Genomic DNA, 243 nt, shown 5'->3' with positions numbered 1-243 from the left:
TCAACGGCTTCTGCACCTCCTGCGCGCTGCTGGCGCTGAACGGCACCGCGCAGCTCAGCGGCAGCACGACGGCGACCAACATCGCCGGCCAGAACGTCATCGCGCTGAACCTGCCGCTGACCACCGCCAACGCGCTCGACGTGTGGAACGGCCTCGGCACCAATCGCACGCCGGATTCCGTGATCCGGCAGCTGTACCGGGCCAACAGCGAGAACACGAACTACAACACGTTCAATCAGGTGA

Annotated in this window: 1 protein-coding gene; it reads left to right on the top strand. The window is 65.0% G+C overall.

Annotated features, from left to right (window positions below; all coding sequences use genetic code 11):
• Positions 1-243, top strand: a 243-nt coding sequence (locus tag AC0IW9_RS31750; protein ID WP_471652260.1) for a hypothetical protein, incomplete at both ends; no start/stop codon positions are given.

This window comes from Belnapia sp. AC561 (genome assembly GCF_979252845.1).
The sequence above is the reverse complement of the archived record's forward strand: the minus strand, read 5'-3'. Positions and strand labels throughout refer to the sequence as shown.